This is a genomic window from Dyella sp. 05T440 (assembly GCF_056395965.1).
The window spans coordinates 1-16,416 of the sequence record NZ_JBFTKN010000015.1 but is presented as its reverse complement, the minus strand read 5'-3'; the positions used below and the strand labels follow the sequence as shown (position 1 = coordinate 16,416).

The 16,416-nt window shown below is 62.1% G+C and carries 14 protein-coding genes; 7 read left to right on the top strand and 7 right to left on the bottom strand.

Going from position 1 to position 16,416, the window contains the following annotated elements; translation table 11 throughout:
• Positions 1–18: 18 nt before the first annotated feature.
• The 3 genes from AC1DE1_RS17410 to AC1DE1_RS17400 all read right to left on the bottom strand — a co-directional run bounded on the left by AC1DE1_RS17410 (position 19) and on the right by AC1DE1_RS17400 (position 2,274).
• Positions 19–693 (bottom strand): hypothetical protein, encoded by a 675-nt coding sequence (locus AC1DE1_RS17410; RefSeq protein ID WP_477177160.1) that lies wholly within the window; start codon positions 691–693, stop codon positions 19–21.
• Positions 694–1,056: 363 nt separating this feature from the next.
• Positions 1,057–1,638 carry a TMEM175 family protein gene (locus AC1DE1_RS17405; RefSeq protein ID WP_477179170.1) on the bottom strand — a complete coding sequence of 194 codons (582 nt, stop codon included), beginning with the start codon at positions 1,636–1,638 and terminating at the stop codon, positions 1,057–1,059.
• A gap of 90 nt (positions 1,639–1,728) precedes the next feature.
• The gene (locus tag AC1DE1_RS17400; RefSeq protein WP_477179169.1) at positions 1,729–2,274 is read right to left on the bottom strand and encodes a DoxX family protein; all 546 of its coding nucleotides are present in this window, start codon (positions 2,272–2,274) and stop codon (positions 1,729–1,731) included.
• Positions 2,275–2,535: 261 nt separating this feature from the next.
• On the opposite strand from AC1DE1_RS17400, the gene AC1DE1_RS17395 reads away from it, so the two are divergent.
• Together AC1DE1_RS17395 and AC1DE1_RS17390 are read left to right on the top strand one after the other, a co-directional pair.
• Positions 2,536–2,910 carry a BlaI/MecI/CopY family transcriptional regulator gene (locus AC1DE1_RS17395; protein WP_441603974.1) on the top strand — a complete coding sequence of 125 codons (375 nt, stop codon included), beginning with the start codon at positions 2,536–2,538 and terminating at the stop codon, positions 2,908–2,910.
• Entirely contained in the window at positions 2,910–4,457 is a 1,548-nt protein-coding gene (locus AC1DE1_RS17390; protein WP_477179168.1) for a M56 family metallopeptidase, read from the top strand. Before AC1DE1_RS17395 ends, AC1DE1_RS17390 begins: the two co-directional genes overlap by 1 nt.
• Before the next feature lie 47 nt (positions 4,458–4,504).
• Here the strand turns inward: AC1DE1_RS17390 and AC1DE1_RS17385 are convergent, their stop codons facing one another.
• Entirely contained in the window at positions 4,505–6,622 is a 2,118-nt protein-coding gene (locus AC1DE1_RS17385; protein ID WP_477179167.1) for a TonB-dependent receptor family protein, read from the bottom strand.
• A 204-nt stretch (positions 6,623–6,826) separates the two neighbouring features.
• On the opposite strand from AC1DE1_RS17385, the gene AC1DE1_RS17380 reads away from it, so the two are divergent.
• The 5 genes from AC1DE1_RS17380 to AC1DE1_RS17360 all read left to right on the top strand — a co-directional run bounded on the left by AC1DE1_RS17380 (position 6,827) and on the right by AC1DE1_RS17360 (position 12,597).
• Entirely contained in the window at positions 6,827–8,503 is a 1,677-nt protein-coding gene (locus AC1DE1_RS17380; RefSeq protein WP_477179166.1) for a c-type cytochrome, read from the top strand.
• Positions 8,504–8,710: 207 nt separating this feature from the next.
• The gene (locus AC1DE1_RS17375; RefSeq protein ID WP_441603977.1) at positions 8,711–9,154 is read left to right on the top strand and encodes a MarR family winged helix-turn-helix transcriptional regulator; all 444 of its coding nucleotides are present in this window, start codon (positions 8,711–8,713) and stop codon (positions 9,152–9,154) included.
• A 93-nt stretch (positions 9,155–9,247) separates the two neighbouring features.
• Positions 9,248–9,574, top strand: coding sequence for a hypothetical protein (locus AC1DE1_RS17370; protein WP_477179165.1), 327 nt, complete (start codon positions 9,248–9,250; stop codon positions 9,572–9,574).
• A 313-nt stretch (positions 9,575–9,887) separates the two neighbouring features.
• Positions 9,888–12,212, top strand: a complete 2,325-nt coding sequence (locus tag AC1DE1_RS17365) for a SpoIIE family protein phosphatase (RefSeq protein WP_477179164.1) — start codon at positions 9,888–9,890, stop codon at positions 12,210–12,212.
• Positions 12,202–12,597, top strand: coding sequence for an STAS domain-containing protein (locus tag AC1DE1_RS17360; protein WP_441603980.1), 396 nt, complete (start codon positions 12,202–12,204; stop codon positions 12,595–12,597). Before AC1DE1_RS17365 ends, AC1DE1_RS17360 begins: the two co-directional genes overlap by 11 nt.
• A 91-nt stretch (positions 12,598–12,688) precedes the next feature.
• Here AC1DE1_RS17360 and AC1DE1_RS17355 read toward each other — a convergent pair whose 3' ends face one another.
• From AC1DE1_RS17355 to dcp, 3 genes are all read right to left on the bottom strand, one after another.
• Positions 12,689–12,961, bottom strand: a complete 273-nt coding sequence (locus tag AC1DE1_RS17355; protein ID WP_441603981.1) for a hypothetical protein — start codon at positions 12,959–12,961, stop codon at positions 12,689–12,691.
• 120 nt (positions 12,962–13,081) lie between these two features.
• Entirely contained in the window at positions 13,082–13,429 is a 348-nt protein-coding gene (locus tag AC1DE1_RS17350; protein ID WP_477179163.1) for a hypothetical protein, read from the bottom strand.
• Between the two features lie 368 nt (positions 13,430–13,797).
• Entirely contained in the window at positions 13,798–16,008 is a 2,211-nt protein-coding gene (gene dcp, locus AC1DE1_RS17345) for a peptidyl-dipeptidase Dcp (RefSeq protein ID WP_477179162.1), read from the bottom strand.
• Between the last annotated feature and the right edge of the window lie 408 nt (positions 16,009–16,416).

Sequence of the window (16,416 nt, the reverse complement as noted above, 5' to 3'; positions counted from 1 at the left end):
GATTCCAACTGCAACGTGCTAATTGATCTGTGCAGCATGCATGCGTCGCACGCGTACAGTACTGCCGCCGTCATAGGTCACCACATACGTGGAACCTTCATGCGTCTGCTTCACCACTTGCAAGGGGTCGGCGAGCACGGCTTTTTCCAGAATATCCTTGTGATAGGCCGCCAATTCGCCCGTGGGAATCAGCATCAGCGGCGGACTGATCTGCTGGAAGTGGTTGAAATGACTGCCGCATTTCGTCGTGGTGGCATCGAACTTGAACCAGCCCTGCCCGCAGCTCTGTCCAGACACTTCCGGCAGACGCTTCAGCCAGATGAAGTACTTGTTCTCATGCGTGATCCACAAGCGGTTATGTCTCGTATCGTTCCCTCCGATGTCGTCGGAGTTCCAATAACGGACCAGCGAGGCCTCGTGGCAATCCGCCGATGCACACTCCTGCAGTACCAGGTATTCGTTGTCCTGCAGGTGGATGGGCTCGATGCTGAGGATGTCGTCCTTGACCAGGGGCTGTGCGGGAAACACCACCGACGGCATGCGCGGATCGACCTTGAAATCGCCGGAGATCAGATAGCCGCCAGACTCCGATGAATACGGCGGCGCCGTGACCTTGACGGCAGGCAGGGTCGTCTGCGCCCAAGTGCAAAAGCTCGTCACAACCAGGACGCCGGCGATCAGTACGTGTCTCACGGGACCTCCTATCCTTGAACAAAGCGCTCTCATTCCAGCGGCCCTGAGCCAGGCGGCGCACATCGGCGAGCCAACGCAAGGTACGTCACTCAGTCAACCAAACGTTCACCATCATTCTTGCACAGCCTCGCGACCTCTTCCCTCAGCTCATCCATGCGCCTGTGCTGGCGATACAGCACCGCGCTCGCGAAGACGTAGCATAGCGGCAGCCCGATGATGACGACGCCCGTTAAAAATCGCGCCCCGGTTGCACGCGAAATCCGCTCGCCCGAGCGTCTGCCATGCCTTCCCGTCGCAAGCAGCCTTTGCGCCTTTCGGATCGAGTCCCGGGCGAGCCGACTGCGGCGAACGCACAGAATGCCGCTAAGTGCGACTGGAGGCATCCGGTCGCAAGTAGATGATCAGGCAGCAACAGATCAGGGCCATTGCCACCAGCGGATGCCAGGCAGCGATGAAGGCAGCCGCCACAAAAGTGGCCAAGGTGGTCAGTGACCGGATCTTCATCACCCGTCGATCCGCGGCAGTCACTTTATGCGCGCCTTGCCGATCGATTGCCTCCTTGCACAGCAAGACATAGGTGGCATTGATCAGGGCGAAGACGACGGCGTAGAACAATACGGGAACGGAAGCCAGTCCCGACTCAGCGATCCACGCGGTGGTAAAGGGCACAAAGGACACGCTGAACAAGTGCGCAAAGTTCGTCCATATCAACGAGCGCGAAGCCTCGGCGACGTATCGACACACATGGTGATGATTCACCCACACGATCGCGAGAAAGAGATAGCTCACCGCATAGGCCACGCCTGAAGGCCAGAGTTTTCCCAGCGCTGCAAACGACGCCTCATGCGGAGGATGCAATTCGAGCACCAGGATGGTGATGATGATGGCGAACACGCCATCGGAAAAGATCATCAGCCTTTCAGGACTCTTGCTGGGAACGGTCATGACAGTCTCCACTCGTCGCTGTCCACCGGATCGAATCGCTTGCGAATCGCTGGCAAGGTCCTGCCGGCAACTCCACCATCGGCAAGTCGATCAGCTCGATCGCCGCTTGCGAAGAAAGCCGTCGACCGAGAACGGGCCGGCGCCGCCGATGCACAACGCAATCAATGCCGCCAGGTAGAGAAGATCCGTTTCATACCCAGGCTGACCGAAATGCGCACCAGCGGCATCGTAGGACATCAGTTTGATCGAACTGAAACCATTGGGCAGATGAACCGTAACGATGGCCACCAATAACACAATGGCCATGGGCAGCGCGGCAACAGGCACGAAGGCGCCGCAGAGCACAAGCAAGCCACCAACGACCTCGATGGCAATCGTCGCCCAGCCAAACACCTCGGCGAAAGGCATGCCCATCGCGTGGAGAATCGCGACAAACGCCTCCGATCCACGGGCCAACTTGGCATAGCCGTGCTCGACGAAACCAAATCCGACGATGAGTCGCAGCGGCAGCGCGTACCACGACGCAGGCACCGGTAGCGGCGAAATGGCAAGGTTGCGTAGAAAACGAGTGATAGGTGTCAAAGCAGGTTCCTCGATGCAACGGGTCTGCCGCAGAAATTCCGGGACTGACTCCATAGCCCATTCGCCAATGATCCTCCAAGAGTTACCTGCAGCGACAAGACGCCTGCCTGATGGTCCGGGTCGAGTGCGTTGACCAACTTCCAGGTCTGGGCCGGCGAACGCGACTTGTGGCGCCCATAGGCGCGCATCGTTTGGCTTTCCCTGGATCCAGGGCCAACCCGCATTGGCGGAATGGCGCATCTACTAATGATCTAGTTGACAATCACGCGCCGATGCATAGAATCTACTAACAACATAGTAGATGGATGCGTCGCCATGAAGATCTCGCTCACCGACCGAGAGGCGGATGTGATGCAGGTGCTATGGGACCACGGCCCCTCGGTCGTCGCGGAGGTCCGCGAGCGTCTAAGCGATCCCCTTGCCTATACCACGGTGCTCACGGTGCTGCGGACCTTGGAAGCGAAGGGCTATGCAGGGCACGAAGAGGAAGGTCGCGGTCATCGCTATTTTGCCAGCGTGAAGCAGCAGGCGGCGCGCAAGAACGCCCTGCAGCATCTGACCGACAAGTTGTTCAAGGGTTCGACGGAATTGCTGTTCTCGCACCTGGTGTCCGATCAGAAACTGAGCCCGGAACAGATCAGGCGCATGCGCCAGTTGCTGGCTGCACAGTCCGACAAGGACAAGCCGTAATGCTCTCCATGATTGGTTATGTACTGATCGTAGGCGTGCTACTGGGCCTGGCGGCGCTGATCGCCGAACACGCCGCCACGCAGCGCCAGGCATCAAAGCGCTGGATCTGGTTGACCACCATGATCGCCTCATTGCTGCTGCCGGTGATCATTCCCAACGTCACGATCCAGGTGCCGAGCCTGATCAAGCAGGCACGCGTCCAGGAACGGATCGTGTTGCGTGAGGCAACCTCGGTGCACCTCCCGATGGCAGCCCTCGATCACGGCATGCAGAACGCCAGCATCGCACCCGCCCGGCTCGAGACGTTGTTTCATGGGGTCTGGCTGGCGACTTCACTGCTCGTTTTGGCTGGATTGGTGCTCAGCGGCAGCCTGCTGTATTGGCGGAAACGTTTGTGGTCGCGGGGAAGTCTCCTGGGCACACCGGTGCTGATCGCCCCGGATGCCGGACCCGCCGTCGTCGGCTTGCTTCGCCCCTGCATCGTCATGCCGACCTGGTTACTGCAACAACCCGCCGCGCAGCAGCGATTTGTTCTTGCACACGAGCAATCGCACCTGGACGCAGGCGACCCGCACGTGCTTTCCATCGCGCTGTGTTTGCTGGTTGCCATGCCGTGGAATCTACCGCTGTGGTGGCAATTCCATCGGCTGCGTCGCGCCATCGAAGTGGATTGCGACGCCCGCGTCCTCCGCGGCGGGTCGGCCGTGAAGGGCTACTGCGAAACGTTGATTCAAGTGGGACAGAACCAGTCCCGCTCCATAGGCGCCGTGGCTGCCATGTCGGAGTCCGGATCATTTCTTGAGCAAAGGATCAAAATCATGTTGCTTAAACCAGGGAAGCGTGCGCGCTTGACCGCGCTGGCGATGATCGGTGCCTCGGTAGGCATGGCGGCATTCGCGGCGCAGGTGACGCCGCCCAACGTGGCCGATGCCTCGGCGCAGCAGGCGGTGAATGTGAGCCCCGCCATTCTCGCCAACTATGTGGGCACCTATCAATTCGGCCCTTACTCGGTGATGACGGTGAAGCTGGAAGGGGCGCAGCTATCCACGCAACTTACCGGGCAGCGATTCATTCCCATTTATCCGAGCAGCAATGTTGCGTTCTTCCTGAAAGTGGTCAACGCACATATGAATTTCGTGGTGAATGCGCAAGGCCAGAGCACGGCCATCGAGTTCTACCAGAACGGCAACCACGTCTTGGCGCCGCGCATCGACGCGGCAGCGGCCCAGGGCATCCAGACCGCACTCGACACACGTGTGAGCGCCCAGCAGCCCTATCCCGACAGCGAGCAGGTCTTGCAGATCCTGCTTGCCTATAATCCCGACGCTCCACGCCTGAGCCCCGATCTGGCCGCGCTGATGCGCGAACAGAAGCCGCGCGCCGATGCCTTTCTAAGCGGGCTTGGTCCGGTCACATCCCACGAGTTTGCCGGAGTCACGCCCCAGGGATGGGACAAGTATCTGGTTCGCCATGCGAATGGCACCGAGGAAGTTGCCTTTGTGCTCGACCGTAATGGAACCATCGACGGTGCGTTCCGCCGCCCGTGAGCCATCCGCTGCGCAGTCGCAGCTCCCCAACTGATGGACAAGATTCCTCAGAACACCAGCCTCGCGCCGAACATCCACGTTCGGCCCGGGGCTGGTTCGTAATAGCGACCATTGCCGTCGTTGACGATCACCGACCCGACATAGCGGTGGTCAGCAAGGTTATTCACGCGGGCGCTCAGTTGCATGCGCGCCGCCTGCCCCAGCGGGAAGCGGTAGGTTACATCGGCGTCCGCGACGACATAGCCGGCGGCGCGGGCGGTGCCAAAATCGTTGGCTGTCGTCGGGCCCGCCGCGGTAAGCGTGAGGCCCTGGCTCCAGCGCGCGTCGCCGCCATGGCGCAGCAGCAAGGAGCCGTAGTCCTCCGGCACGCCTGGCATGCGGCTGCCGGCGCGCACCGGCACGTTCGGCGCGAGGCATGGCGTGGCGGTGCAAGTGAGGAAATGGCTGCGGAACTGTGCCTGCAAGTGCGTATAGCCGGCGACCAGATGCCAGGATGGCGCGATCTCGCCATCCATCGATAGCTCCACGCCCTGCCGCCTCGCCTCAGGCACGTTGCGATAAGTGGTGCGTCCATTGACGCTGGTATCAATGGCCAGTTCGTCGCGCGTGTCGGCGCGGAACAAGGCCGCGTTGAAAGCGAGTGCTTGCGTGGCCTGCCACTTGGCGCCCAGCTCGATGTTGCGGCTGCGCGCGGGCCGAAGGTTGAGGGCAAGGCCCGGCGCGCCATCACTGCGATATCCCAGCTCGTTGTAGCTGGGTGTTTCGAAGCCTTCGCCGTAGCTGGCGTAGAGCCGCAGCGTCTCCCCTGGCCGCCATTGCAGGGCGGCGACCGGCGTGGTGGCAGAGTAGTTTACGTCGCCGCTGTCATCGGGATTCGACGGCGTGATGTAGTAATCGTGCGCACTGAAGCGCACATCGTCATGCCGCAATCCGAGCATCAGCGCCCACGCTGGCGCAAAGTGCCAGTACCACTGCGCATACGCGTCCACATTGTTGACGTTGTCGTCCTCATCGCGACGCAGCGCACCTTTCACGCCCAGCGTGTCGCCCACGAAGTTTTCGTAGCCCAGGCGGTGCTGCCGCTGGTAGTCGCCACCGCCGCCGAGCACGAATTCGTCATCGCCACCCAGCCAGTCGCCGCGATGCGTCCAACGAAGATCCGCGCCGCCGTAGTGCGTATCGGGTTGAACAACGCCGCCGGGTTGTAGCGGATTGGCTTGCGTGGCGACGGGGATGGATTGGTACTGGGTGATCTCGCGCTGGCCGTAATACGCCATTGCGCGCCATTGCCCGTCGTCGCCGGAAGGCCGTTCGTAGATCAGGCCCAACTGGTCCTGACGAGTGCTCTTGCGCGTGTCGAACTGCTCCGCCGCGGGCGACGCCTGCCGCGGATCCGCCTGCAGCTGCGCCTTGGTGAGGCCCATCGGATCCTGCGCCACGGGCTGATCCAGGTGGTTCAGCACCAGCGTGAGTGTCTGTCCCTGCCCCAGGTCAAAGCCGAGGCGCGCATGTGCCGTCTGGCGATTGACGCGGCTGTGGTCACGGTAGCCGCCCGATAGCCACTGCGAAGCGGCGACGTTGTAATCCATGGCGCCGACGGTGCCGCGCGTATCGGCGAGATAGCGGAAGCTGTCGTTGCTGCCAGCGTAAACGCCCAGCGTGGTCTGCGCCGTGGCCGTACCCGGAGCGCTCCACAGCTGCACCACGCCACCGGCGGCGTTGCCGTAGAGGACAGAGAACGGGCCGCGCAACACCTCCACACGCTCGGCTACATCAAAATCGAAGTGCGACACCTGGCCCTGGCCATCCGGCAACGTCGCAGGAATGCCGTCGACATAAAGACGAATGCTGCGCACACCGAAGGTACTGCGCGAGCCGAAGCCACGGATCGATATCTGCTCGTCCTGCGCATAGTTCTGCCGGTCGCGCGCCAGGATGCCGGGCACGCCCACCAGCACCTCCGAAAGATTGACACCGGGATTGCCGACTTCGGCCGGCGCCACCTTGACGATGCTGAGCGCCGCCGGAACATCCAGCGCAGGCATGTCGAGGCGACTGGCATTGACTTGCACGGCCGGCAACGTGGCCTGCTGTGCACTGGCCATCCACGGCCAACACGTCATGCACGCCGCGCCGATCATCAGGTGGACACGCCGCGGATGCATCGCCCCTCCCGTGGCATCGAAGGCAGCAGACTATCATCACGAATAGACATCGATGGATGCAAGTGACAAATATGTCATCCGCGACATGCGCCACTTGCACGCGCGCTAGGGCATGCTTGCAGCCTCTTCATGTCATCTGGACGTCCGTTTGATGGCCCATGACTTTTACATGACAGTGCTTCCGCCCTACCCCCAAGGAACGACATGAACGGCTCAAGGCCCGCCYCCAAGTCCCGCCGTGCCGGCACGCTCCTGGCGCTTGCTTCATTGATCGCCATCGTTTCCATGCCTGCACTGGCCCAGCAGGACCTGGCGCGTTTCCATAATGCGCCCGCCTCCACCGACAACACGCCCAATCCCTACGCCGGCAAGGCTGACGCGACCAACGACGGCAAGACGCTGTTCGGCTCCTATTGCGCGGCCTGCCATGGCGCGGCTGCGCAGGGCAACGGCAACGTGCCGCCACTGGCGAGCAAAACGGTAAAGAAGGCTCCGCCCGGCGCCTTGTTCTGGTTCATCACGCACGGCGACGTCTCCAACGGCATGCCTGCGTGGGATTCGCTCAGTGAGGATCAGCGCTGGAAGATCGTGACTTATTTGGAATCACTGGAACCCGGCAAGCCCGCCGCAGGAGCGCCCAAGGCGGTCGCCTCGATGACGCCAGGCAACTGGCCTGCACCGACGCCGCCCTTCACTGATTTCCGTTACGAATCGCCGGGCACCAGCCGCAAGATCACTGCGGCCGACCTGCCCAAGCCGTACGCCACCAAGTCGGTGGGCAATGCGCCGCAACTGGTGGAACGTCCGGCCGATGCATGGCCCAAGGCGCCTCCGGGCTTCAAGGTGGAGCTGTACGCCACGGGGCTGGACAATCCGCGCCTGCTGCGCACCGCGCCCAATGGTGACGTGTTCGTGGCCGAGACCGGGGCGCGTCGCATTACGATGTTCCGCGGCATCACCGCTGATGGCCGCCCGAAGGAAACTCACGTCTACGCCACTGGCCTCAACGAACCGTTCGGCATCGCGTTCTATCCAGCCGTCCATCCGCAATGGGTCTACGTGGGCAACACGGATGCCGTCGTGCGCTTCGCATACAAGGAAGGCGATGTGCAGCCATCGGGCAAGCCCGAGCACATCGCCGATTTGCCGCACAGCGACGGCGGACACTCAACGCGCGATATCGCCTTCTCGCCCGATGGCGCTCGCATGTACGTTTCGGTCGGCTCGAAATCCAACGTGGACGATACCGACACCACACCGGAAGAGAAGAACCGCGCGGACATCCTCGTGTTCAAGCCCGATGGTTCGGACATGCGTGTCTTCGCCAACGGTATCCGCAACGCAGTCGGGCTCGCGGTCGACCCCAAGAGCGGCGAGCTGTGGTGCTCGGTGAACGAGCGCGATGGCCTGGGCGACAACCTGGTGCCCGACTACATCACCCACGTGCAGGAAGGCGGCTTCTACGGCTGGCCGTGGTGGTACATCGGCAACCATCAGGACCCGCGCCACGCCGGCAAGCACCCGGAGCTGGCCAGCAAGGCCATCGTGCCCGATGTCCTGCTCAATCCGCACAACGCCTCGCTGCAACTCACCTTCTATGACGGCGCGCAATTCCCCGAGGCCTATCGCGGCGACATCTTTGCGTCTGAGCATGGCTCATGGAACCGTTCCGCGCGCGTCGGTTACGAAGTGATCCGCGTGCCACGCCACGGCACCGCACGTGCCAGCGGCAACTACGAGGACTTCCTCACCGGCTTCGTTCTGCCCAGCGGCCAGGCCTGGGGTCGCCCTGTCGGCATCACCACGGCAGGCGATGGCTCGCTGCTGGTCAGTGACGATGGATCCAATGTGATCTGGCGGGTGAGCTACGGCGGGGGCTGAGGGCGATCGCCGCCCCCGTGGTCGTCGCCACGGCGGTTCGACCTAGCGAAAGTATCGATGGGCCGGAAGCGGACCCCGGCCCACGCGATCCAGATGCCCAAAACCACCTTGCAATGGTTGGGTACTCATCCACCCAGTCGTTTCCCGGGTGACGTAAACTTGACAGTTTAACTTGCAAGTTAAACTGTCAAATTCTAGACTCGCCCCATGGTCAAGACACCCCATTCCAAAGCCACCATGGCATCGGCAGCCAATGAACTGGCGACGGCTGTTGGGCAGTTGCTACGCCGCCTGCGGTCAGAGACGGCCACGGATGAACTCAATCTTTCGCAAGCCGGTGTCCTGGAGAAGCTGGATCTGCACGGCCCCATGAGCACGGCGGATCTCGCGCGCGCCGCATCGATGAAGCCCCAATCGATGCGAACGGTTCTCGCGAACCTGGAACAGGAGGGACTAGTGGAGCGCAAGCTTCATCCGTCCGACGGTCGCCAAGTTCTTTTCGCAGTGACGGGCAAAGGCGTCGACGTTCGACGCAAACGCGGCCACGCCAAGCGCGAATGGCTGCTTGCTGCATTGATGCGACTTGAGCCCGACGAACAGCGAACCATTCTGGATGCGATCCCGCTGATCAAGCGCCTGGGCGAGCCATAACCCAACGCTGCCGGGTTCGTCGCGTAGTTCGTCAACTGGGTGGATGTGTCTTCTCGGCACTCAACGCCTTACAACCTGCAAAGGAGTGACATCGTGGTCACGTGGCTTCAAGATCTTTCCTATTTCTTCGGCGGCATGTTTCTCGCCAATGCCTTTCCTCACTTTGTCTGGGGCATCTCCGGACGTCCATTCCAGTCGCCGTTCGCCCGCCCACGCGGTGAGGGCCTGTCGTCTTCGACGATCAACGTCATCTGGAGCTTCGTGAATTTCGTGCTCGCCTATCTTCTGCTTGTTCGCGTAGGCAATCTCGATATCCGCGACGCGCAACCCATGGTGGCGCTGGGACTTGGCGCGTTACTGATCAGTCTTGCGCTGGCCAAGCGATTCGGTCGCTTCAATGGCGGCAACCTGCAGAGTTGATCTTGCATGCGCCTCCTGCGCCCGCGGGAGGCTAGGGAATGGTTCGTAATCCATGTCCGCCCCGGTTAGAAAACGGACATTCAAAACCATCTACTACAGCGACAAATGTGCGATATCGACGCCGATGTTCACCCTTAGCGGCTCCGCCAACGCGGCGCAGGCGGTCATCCCAGTCGCGCGCGTTCTCAAATCGGGTGCAAAGCCAACACGCACGGCCTGAGAGCAAATGCGTCACAGCGCACAACGGTCATCCGGCTGTCTTGCCGAAACGGGCCGCGCATGGCTGAATGGCAAGGTCTACAGGGGTTTCGCCATGGTTTTGCGCAGCATCGCTACGCGGCTGTCTCTCTGGGTGCTGGCCGGCTCCGTGTTGGTACTGGCCATTGCCGGCGGCGTGCTGTTCTACCGGGTCAGCGGGCAAATCCTGGAGAAAGCGCATGGCGAAGCGACGGCGCTCGCCAATGAGGCCGGCAACCGGATCGAACAGCGCCTGGCGCGCGTAGCCGACACCGCCCAGACCCTGGCCGTTGTGCTGGGCACGCATCCGGACGGCGCCGAGGCCACGCTGCGCGGCGCGCTCGCGCGCAATGCCGACCTTTCCGGCCTGGCCGTGGCCTTCGTGCCCACCGCTGACAACCCGCCCGTGTCGCCTTTCATCAATCGCCAGGACGACGGCTCGCTGGGCTGGCGCGACCTGCGCAAAGACAACAACCCGTACTGGGACACGAACTGGTTTCTGGCGGGCCTGAGCTGCGCGCAAGGTTGCTGGCAACGCCACTTCTATTCGCAGTCGCGTCAGCGCGAAATGATCAACTACTCCGTGGCCATCAGCAGCGGCGGCCGCCCGACGGGCCTGGTCAACGCGGACGTCTCCCTGGATTGGCTCAGCCGCATTTTGAAGGAGCTCGGCAAGCCCGCTGGCGCCTATGCCTTTGTGCTGGACGAAAGCGGCGCGTACCTTGCCCACGACAACCCTGCCCTGGTCGGCAAGCGTGGGCAGGCCAATTTGCTGGAGGCGCTGGCCAGTCACCAGGCCAGCCGCGTACGGCTTGCCGTCGCGCAGAACCCGCAGGCTCAAGGCAAGCCGGTGTGGATTTACTTCGTGCCCGTCGAAGGCACGCACTGGCGCTTCGGCCTCGCCATACCGGAGACCAAGATCTACGCCGGCGTGCGGCAAGCTTTCATGCAAGCGTTGTTGCTGGGATTGCTCGCCCTGCTCGCCCTGGCGGTGATCACGCTGGCGGTGACGCGACGCATCCTGACCCCACTGGGCATGCTCGCCTCGCGCGCCGAACAGGTGGCACGCGGCGCACTGACCTTTGAATTGCCCCCTCCCCGCTTCCCCGATGAGGTCGGCCGCCTTACCCAGGCCTTCGACCGCATGCGCACGGAGCTGGCACTGCACATCGCGGAGCTCACCCGCAACGCGAAGGAACAGCAGCGCCTGGCCAGCGAGCTGGACATCGCCCACCAGATTCAGACAGCACTGTTGCCGGGCGAGCATTACCTCGACGCGCACTGCGAAAACTTCGAGCTGCATGCGCTGCTGCGACCCGCCCGGGCCGTTGGCGGCGATCTCTACAGCTACTTCATGCTCAACGAGCGGCGCTTCTGCGTGATGGTGGGCGACGTGTCCGACAAGGGCATTCCCGCCGCACTGTTCATGGCGCGCACTATCACGCTCGCCAAGGCACTGGCGCCAAGAGCGCGCTCACCGCAGCACCTGCTGTCGATGCTCAACGTCGAACTCTGCCGCAATAACGACAGCTGCATGTTCGTGAGCCTGCTGTGCGGCATGCTCGATACCACGACCGGAGAACTGGTGATGGCCAGCGCGGGCCATGAACCGCCCGTGCTCTGCGACGCGGACGGCGTCCGCCTGATCGAACTGGATACCGGCGCCGCGCTCGGCCTTGATGACGAGGCCCGCTATCCGCCGCGTACACTGCGCCTGGGCCCCGGCCAGACCCTGCTGCTCTACACCGATGGCATCACCGAGGCGACCGACACCGATCAGCAGTTGTTCGGCGCCGAACGCATGCTGGCATGCCTGGGGCGATCCCCGTCGGGATCCGCCGCCGATCTTGCTGCCGGCCTGCTGGCCGAGGTCGACCGTTTCGCCGAAGGCGCAGGGCAAGCCGACGACATCACCGTCCTCGCCCTGAACTGGCATCATGCCCTTGCCGACGGGAAAGCACTCATGCTCGAGCTGACCATCCATGCGTCGATGGACGATGTGTTTGACACGCTTGATCGCTGCGACACCTCGCTGCGCGACCAAGGCGTGTCGCCCGCCGTGCGGGACGACGTGCGGCTGGTGCTGGAGGAACTCATGGTCAACATGGTGCAGCACGGTCATGCAGGCGGCGCAGACCGCAAGATTGAACTGCACATGCGTCTGGGCGACGACGCCGTATTGATCGATCTCCACCATGATGGACATCCCTTCGATCCCTTGCAGGTACCCACGCCCGCGCTCACCGGCGATGTTGCCGACGCCGACGAAGTCGGCGGCCTGGGCATCCACCTCGTGCGCGCCATGGCCAGCGAACTCAGCTACAGCCACGACGAGCATGGCAACCACTTGCAGCTACGCTTCCTCCATCCCGCACGACCGGAGCCAGACCATGACGTTTAGCCTGAACGTTGAAAACGAGTCGCCCAAGCGAACCATCCTCCATCTCCATGGCCGGCTCGACGCGCAGACTTTCAATGATTTCGATCTGGCCATGCTGGACCTGCTCCCGCGCGTCCCTGAGGAAAGCACGATCGTGCTGGACCTATCCGAACTTGGGTACATCAGCAGCGCCGGCCTGCGCAGCATCGCCAAGATCCGTCGAACCATGCGTGCACGCAACGGACACACGCTGCTGCTCAATCCCCAGCCGCAGGTACGCAAAGTGTTTGACATCGTCAAAGCGGTGCCGGTGAACGAGGTGTTCGCCGACGCGCGGGAACTCGATGAGTATCTCGACCGCATGCAACGCAACATCACCGGTGACGACCCGGCCGGCGATCCCTGACGCATGGGTGATTACGATGGGGTCCGGCAGGAGTCATGGGGCCACGAATTGAGGCCATGAGCTTTTCGCCATGGGCCGGAATCATGCATGGTTAGGGGACATACTCCTGGTCACCGACCATGGTTACGAACCCTTCTGTCCAGCTGTCGCTGTCCAACAGGCGCTCTGAGACGTCAAAGCCGTCTTCATCGTCTGCAGCATGGGGGTCAATGATGTTCGGATGATTGGCGAAGCCCGGCAGCACCGCCAGACGGTCAATGGCGGCATGCGCAGCAACTTGGGTGCGATAGACGCCGATCATCTTCCAATCTTCGATGCCGCCTGGAAGAGTGTGCCTATGCTGGACGACAAATACGCTTTCCATCCTCGCGTTCCTCCCGTGTGCTTCATCGCGCCTTATTCGCGCCGCTGATCATGTCTGCCCGTCAGCGGCCCCATGGCAGGCCGCGAGGGCTTGCGTCACATGCGAGCCGCTCTTGTCACCCTAGGAGCGCTCGACGCCTTTCAGCAGCTGCACTTGCCACTGTCCGCCCAGGCGTATCGTCCTGGTTTCATCGACGGGAAGCTCCATGCACCCAGACCACGCATTGTCAGAGGGACTGCCGGGAGCATTGGGAGCGACTGCTTCGGTCATCAGCGAGACATGCAGCTGCTTGGGGTCCTTGCAAATCCGCCTGATCGACACGCGCACCCGAAAGGCGGCATGGTCGCCTTCGACGGAATCCGTTGAGGCGTACTCCGACGGTTGATCGTCGGGGACTGATAGCGAGGTCTGGTTGACTATCCTGCCGCCGCGAACAAAGGTCACACCGACGGTTGTGATCGGCGTCATTGCAGCAACCGCCGGCATCGCGGAGGCGAACGGAGCCATGGCGCAAGTGGCGACGAAAAGAACAGACGAAACGATTAAACCCTGTGCACATCGATGCATGGCGAGACACTCCCTGTGGTCATAGCCAGTCACGGGCCCCTACAGTGGCTCCGTCGACAACGATTGTCAGACGCTTCCATTTATCACGCAATCCGCCGGGATTGGCCCGGCCACGCTGCGGCATGGACGGGGCACCCCATTCTTGTCGGACTTGATGTTCAAACACTCCGAACCTGGCAGCTGGCCGGAAAGTCGCCAACGTTCTTGATGGCCGTCCAAAAGGAAAAAGGCCGGCGTAGCCGACCCTTTCCTGTTTCAACGCCTGGACGTCATTGCTTCTTCGGCGGCGCTTCCTTCAGACCACGGTTGAGCAGCATCGGCTCGATGCTCGGATCCTTGCCGCGCCAGTTCTTGTACATGGTGGCCAGGTCCTGCGTGTTGCCCTGCGAGAGGATCATCGCGCGGAAGCGGTCACCGTTCTCGCGGGTCAAGCCGCCCTTGTCGACAAAGCCCTGGAAGGCGTCATCGGCCAGCATTTCCGTCCACAAGTAGGCGTAGTAGCCGGCGGCATAGCCGTTCCCCCAGATGTGCTGGAAATAGCTGGAGCGATAACGCGGCGGCACGTAGCTCAGGTTGATCTTGGCCTTGGCGAGCGCATCCATCTCGAACTTGTCCGGGTCCTGCTTGGGCGCATCGGCGCTCAGGCTGTGCCAGCTCATGTCGAGCAACGCGGCACCGAGGAGTTCGGTCATGTCGTAGCCCTTGTTGAAGGTCTTGGCCTTCTTGAGCTTCTCGACCAGCTCCTGCGGCATCGGCTCTTTGGTCTGATAGTTCTTCGCGTAGTTGGCGAAGATCTTCGGATCGGTCGCCCAGTGCTCGTTGAACTGCGAGGGGAATTCCACGAAATCGCGCGCCGTTGCCGAACCCGAAAGACTCGGATACTGCGAATTGGCGAACATGCCATGCAGGCCATGGCCAAACTCGTGGAACATGGTGATCACGTCGTCAAACGACAGCAGGGCCGGCTGACCCGGCGCGGGCTTGGTGAAGTTGGCGACGTTGAACACCACCGGCTTGGTGCCCAGCAGCTTGGACTGCGCCACCAGGTTGCTCATCCAGGCGCCACCCTGCTTGTTGTCGCGCTTGAAGTAGTCGCAGTAGAACAGCGCCATCGAGGTGCCGTCCTTGTCGAACACTTCGAACACGCGCACGTCAGGCTGCCAGACGGGGATGTCCTTGCGCTCCTTGAAGGTCAGGCCGTAGAGCTGGTTGGCGGCGTAGAACACGCCGTTCTGCAGCACGTTGTCCAACTCGAAGTACGGCTTGATCTGCGATTCGTCCAGATCGTACTTGGCCTTGCGCACTTGCTCGGAGTAGTGGTTCCAGTCCCACGCCTCGACCTTGAAGTCACCCTTCTGCTGGTCGATCACGTCCTGGATGTCCTTGGCTTCGCGCTCGGCGCGTGCCGTGGCAGCCGGGGCCAGCTTGTCCATGAAGGTAATCGCCGCTTCCGGCGTCTTGGCCATCTGGTCTTCCAGCTTCCACGCGGCGTAACTGGAGAAGCCCAGCAGCTTGGCCTGCTCGGCGCGGATCTGCGCGATGCGCGAAATCAGTTCACGCGTATCGTTGTCGTCGCCCTTTTCCGCACGGTTCCACGACGCCTTGAACAACTGCTCGCGCGTAGCGCGATCGTTGAGGTTCTGCAACGCCGGCTGCTGCGTGGTGTTCTGCAGCGGGATCACCCACTTGCCATCCATCTTGCGACCGGCTGCCGCCTGCGATGCGGCGGCGATATCGCCATCGGACAACCCGTCGAGCCTGGCTTTGTCATCTACCACCAGCGCACCGGCCTTGGTGCCAGCCAGCAGCTTCTTGGTGAACTGAGCGCGCAGGCCGGACTCTTCCTTATTGAGGTCCTTGAGCTTGGTCTTGTCGGCATCGGAAAGTTTCGCGCCGCCGCGCACGAAGTTCTTGTAGGTAACCTCTACCAGGCGCCTGGATTCCGGGTCGAGCTTGAGCGAATCGCGCTGGTCGTAGATCGTCTGGATGCGCTTGAAGAGCTTGTCGTTGAGGACGATGGCGTCCTGATGCTCCGCAAACTTGGGCGCTTCGTCCTGCTGCACCTTCTGCAGTACGTCATTGGTGTTGGCACCCGTTACCGCAAAGAACGCGCGACGAACGCGGGAGAGCAGCTGCCCCGACTTCTCCATGGGGATAAAGGTGTTCTCGAAGGTCGGCGCATCCGGGTTGTCGGCGATCTTGTTGATCTCCTCCAGGTGCTGCTTCATACCCTCCTCCAGCGCGGGCTGGTAGTCGCCATCCTTGATCTTGTCGAACGGCGGCGCCTCGAACGGCAGCGTGCTGGGCGAGAGGAACGGATTGACGGCATTGACCTCGGCGGCCGGCGCCACCGAGGACGCCTTGGCTGGCGCGGTGCCGGCGGCAGCGGGACCAGGCGGCGCGGCCTGATCGTTCGATTGCTGCGAACAGGCAGCCAGAGCAATGGACGTGGCTATGACGAGCGTACGAAGGCGTGGCATCAGGACTTCCCCGGTGGACTGCACAAACCCCCACCTAACCACACCTTGCCTCGCCTGCCATGGGTCGAAAGTCAGGCCCGCACCTATTCAGCAGGCCGCCGCCCCTCCATTACCAACCATTCGCGAAATGTCGCGATGCCGGGCAGCCAGGAACTTTCGGCCCGACAGCCCCGCAATGCGCCCGTTGCGACGCCAGCTTCAGCTTCCCAATCAAGCGGATGAGCCGGTCTGCTGGCAGCTGGGGTCTGCTTCTGGTCGATTGTGTTGAAAAAGTCAGTTGAATCGGCCGTCTGAAGCTGATTCACTGCCTACCCATCGGACAAGTGGACGTTGCCACGATGATGGGTCGTCAGCAAGCTGCGCAAGCACCGCTGTTCTACGCCTTCAACCTCGATGACCACGACCACG